The sequence below is a fragment of the uncultured Amaricoccus sp. genome, from assembly GCF_937858865.1.
Classification (GTDB): domain Bacteria; phylum Pseudomonadota; class Alphaproteobacteria; order Rhodobacterales; family Rhodobacteraceae; genus Amaricoccus.
In genome coordinates this window covers 1-3,801 of the sequence record NZ_CALLYO010000063.1, presented here as the reverse complement: position 1 = coordinate 3,801, position 3,801 = coordinate 1, and the positions used below count along the sequence as shown (strand labels likewise).

Annotated in this window: 5 protein-coding genes and 1 pseudogene; all 6 read left to right on the top strand. The window is 70.4% G+C overall.

Annotated elements, in window-relative coordinates:
* Positions 1-513, top strand: a pseudogene (locus Q0112_RS01690) (hypothetical protein); the annotation flags it as partial.
* Positions 514-554: 41 nt separating this feature from the next.
* A complete protein-coding gene (locus tag Q0112_RS01685) occupies positions 555-1,730 on the top strand; it encodes an MFS transporter (protein ID WP_297970552.1) in 1,176 nt (391 codons plus the stop codon).
* 56 nt (positions 1,731-1,786) lie between these two features.
* Positions 1,787-2,149: a helix-turn-helix transcriptional regulator gene (locus Q0112_RS01680; RefSeq protein ID WP_297970550.1), complete on the top strand. Its 363-nt coding sequence runs from the start codon at positions 1,787-1,789 to the stop codon at positions 2,147-2,149.
* On the top strand, positions 2,133-2,669 hold the full coding sequence (locus Q0112_RS01675; RefSeq protein WP_297970548.1) for an arsenate reductase ArsC: 537 nt from the start codon (positions 2,133-2,135) through the stop codon (positions 2,667-2,669). Before Q0112_RS01680 ends, Q0112_RS01675 begins: the two co-directional genes overlap by 17 nt.
* An 8-nt stretch (positions 2,670-2,677) precedes the next feature.
* Positions 2,678-3,103 (top strand): arsenate reductase (glutaredoxin), encoded by a 426-nt coding sequence (arsC, locus tag Q0112_RS01670; RefSeq protein WP_297970546.1) that lies wholly within the window; start codon positions 2,678-2,680, stop codon positions 3,101-3,103.
* Between the two features lie 7 nt (positions 3,104-3,110).
* Positions 3,111-3,801: ACR3 family arsenite efflux transporter (gene arsB, locus Q0112_RS01665; RefSeq protein ID WP_297970544.1), on the top strand; the 691-nt coding region annotated here is incomplete at its 3' end.

Sequence of the window (3,801 nt, the reverse complement as noted above, 5' to 3'; positions counted from 1 at the left end):
ATGCTGTCGGTCGATCGAATTGTCGTCGCGACGGGCTTCCGGCCCGGGCTCGAGATGCTGCGCGAGCTCAGGATTGCGCTCGACCCGGTGGTCGAGGCGCCGCCGGCGCTCGCCCCGCTGATCGACCCGAACCTGCATTCCTGCGGGACCGTGCCGCCGCACGGGGCAGCCGAGCTCCAGCATCCCGATGCCGGCTTCTACATCGTTGGCTCGAAGTCCTACGGCCGGGCGCCGACCTTCCTGATGGCCACCGGCTACGAGCAGGTGCGGTCGGTCGTCGCTGAGATCGCCGGCGACCATGCGGCCGCGCGCGAAGTGCATCTCGTCCTCCCGGAAACCGGCGTCTGCAGCGCCGGTCCGCGCGAGCACGCGGCCTCCGCGGGCTGCTGCGGAGGCCCGGCATCCGCCGGCGTCGATGCCTGTTGCCAGCGCGACGCGGACGCGAAGGATGCCGGAAAGCAGGGGTGTGGCTGCGGCAACGAAAAGGTCGTCGCGGGGGCGGGAGCTGCGTGAGGCCGGGAGGCGCGGGGTCGGTCGACGCCGACCCCCATCGTGTGGTCGCCGCCCTCGGGATCGTCCAGATCCTTGCCTGGGGGTCGTCCTACTACCTGCTCGCGATTCTCGCGGCGCCGATCTCGCGCGACACCGGCTGGCCCTATGCCTGGGTGATCGGCGGGGTGTCGGTCGGGCTGCTGGTGGCCGGGCTGGTGTCCGTCCGGGTCGGGCGCACGATCGAGGCGCAGGGCGGGCGCCCGGTTCTCGCCGCCGCGGCCATGCTGCTTGCGCTCGGCCTTGCCCTGCTGGCCTCCGCGCGGACCCTTCCCGTCTACTTCCTTTCCTGGTCGGTGATCGGCGCCGGCATGGGCGCTGGGCTCTACGACGCTGCCTTCGCGACGCTGGGCCGGCTCTACGGCCTCGCCGCGCGACGCGCGATCACCACGCTGACGCTATGGGGCGGCTTTGCGAGCACCGTCTGCTGGCCGCTTTCGGCCTGGCTCGTCGGCGAGCTGGGATGGCGCGGCGCCTGCCTCGCCTATTCCGGCACGCACCTGGTCGTCACCTTGCCGCTCGTTCTCGTCGGGATCCCGGCCGAGCCGCCGGCGCAGAGGGCCAGCGCTGCCGGGCAGGCTCCCGGGGTGAGCATGCCGACTGGCCGCCGCCTTCTCGTGGGCCTGCTGGCGGTGATCCTGACGGCCGCTGCGGCGATCGCTGCGATCTGCTCCGTCCACCTGATCGCCATGCTCGAAGCCGGCGGACTGAGCCTCGCGGCCGCCGTGGCGCTCGGGGCACTGATCGGACCCGCGCAGGTGGGCGCCCGGGTGGTCGAGCTCGCCACCGGCGGCCGGCACCACCCGATCTGGACCATGGCGGTCGCCGCCGTCCTGATCGCGTCCGGGTTGGCGCTGCTCTCGGCCGGTATCCGGACGACCGCCCTCGCGCTGATCGCCTATGGCGCCGGCAACGGCCTCTGGTCGATCGCCCGCGGCGCCCTTCCGCTGACGCTGTTCGGATCGGCTGGATACGCCGCGCTGGTGGGCCGCCTGGCGCTTCCGAGCCTCCTGGCCCAGGCGCTGGCGCCGACGATCGGGGCGCTCATGATCGCGCGACTGGACGCGTCGGCCACGATCGCCAGCCTCGCGATCCTGGCGCTTGGGAACCTTGCCGCAGTCGGACTCCTCTGGTGGCTGTCCGCGGCATGGACGCCGAGGATGGACGCGCAAGGGGATTGACCTCGTCCGGGCCCGACTGTTATCTCAACATCTATTGAGCCGTTGAGAAGAAAACGATGGACGAGCCCTCGGCCCTGGCCGCCTTTGCGGCGCTCTCGCAGGAGACCCGCCTGCGGATCGTGCGCACGCTGGTCCGGGCCGGTCCCGACGGCATGCCCGCCGGCGCGCTCGGCGAGGCGATCGGCGGGGCAACGAGCTCGCGCCTCTCCTTTCACCTCACGCATCTCGAGCAGGCCGGGCTCGTCATCTCGCGACGGGACGGCCGGTTCATTATCTATGCCGCCGTCCTTCCCGCACTCTCTGGCCTCATCGCGTTCCTGATGCGCGACTGCTGCCAGGGGCACCCGGACATCTGCGCCCCCGCCGTCGCCGCGCTCGCCTGTTCCTGCGAACCCGAAAAGGATGACGCCAATGCCTGAGCGCGTGTTCAACGTGCTGTTCCTCTGCACGGGCAACTTCACACGCTCGATCATCGCTGCGAGCGTGCTGCGGAAGGAGGGCGACGGGCGCTTCCGGGCCTTCTCCGCGGGAAGCCATCCGAAGCCCGAGGTCCATCCGACCGCGCTCAAAATCCTCGGGAATCTCGGCTTCCCGACTGAGGGTCTGCGCTCGAAGAGCTGGGACGTGTTCGCCGGGCCGGAGGCGCCGGTGATGGACTTCGCGTTCACGGTCTGCGACAGCGCGGCCGGCGAGACCTGCCCGCTCTGGCCCGGCCACCCGGTGACGGAGCATTGGGGGATCGAGGATCCGGCCGCCGCGACGGGCACGGACATCGAGCGGGAAATGGCGTTCATCCTGGCGCTTCGGTATCTGAGAGCCCGCATCGCAGCCTTCGCGGCTTTGCCGGTCGCCTCCTTGGACCGAGCCAGCCTTGCCGCCCGGCTGCGGGAGATCGGACAAGCCGAAGGCGCCACCACTCCTCGACCCGACGTCGCGTGAGGCGGCCCATGGACGTCATCATCTACCACAACCCGGCCTGCGGCACCTCCCGCAACACCTTGGCGATGATCCGGAACGCCGGCATCGAGCCGCACGTGATCGAATATCTGAAGACCCCACCGAGCCGCGCGATGCTGGAGGCGCTCGTGGCGCGCATGGGAGTTCCCGTCCGGGCGATCCTGCGGGAGAAGGGCACCCCCTACGCCGATCTCGGGCTCGCCGACGAGGGCCTGACGGATGCGCAGCTCCTCGACGCCATCGAGGCGCACCCGATCCTGATCAACCGGCCGATCGTCGTCGGCCCGAAGGGAGTCCGCCTCTGCCGACCGTCCGAGCGCGTCCTCGACCTGCTGCCGCCGCAACGCGGCGCCTTCACGAAGGAGGACGGCGACGCCTTCGTCGACGCCGCGGGCAACCGCATCCGGACCCCATGAGGCACGAATGACACTCCCTATCCGCCGCCTGTCCTTCCTCGACCGCTACCTGACCGTCTGGATCTTCGCCGCCATGGCGCTCGGGATCGCGCTCGGCACGCTGATCCCCGGCCTCCCCGGCGCCATCCAGCAGCTCTCGGTGGGCACCACCAACATCCCTATCGCCGTGGGCCTGATCCTGATGATGTATCCGCCGCTCGCGAAGGTGCGCTACGAGGAGCTGCCGCGGGTCTTCGCCGACCGACGCCTGCTCGCCCTGTCGCTGGTGCAGAACTGGCTCATCGGCCCGGTGCTGATGTTCCTCCTCGCGGTCCTCTTCCTCCGCGACGAGCCGGGCTACATGACCGGGGTGATCCTGATCGGGCTCGCCCGCTGCATCGCCATGGTCCTGGTCTGGAACGAGCTCGCCCGCGGGGACGGGCAGTATGTCGCCGGCCTCGTCGCCTTCAACTCGATCTTCCAGATCCTGTTCTTCCCCGTCTACGCCTGGGTCTTCCTGACGGTGCTGCCACCGGTCTTCGGCCTCGAGGGGAGCGTCGTCGACGTGGGCTTCTGGACCATCGCCGAAGCGGTGCTGCTCTACCTCGGCCTGCCCTTCGCCGCCGGCTTCCTGACCAGGAAGATCCTGGTCGGACGACGGGGAGAAGCCTGGTATGCGGACCGCTTCCTGCCCCGGATCGCGCCGCTGACGCTCGGCG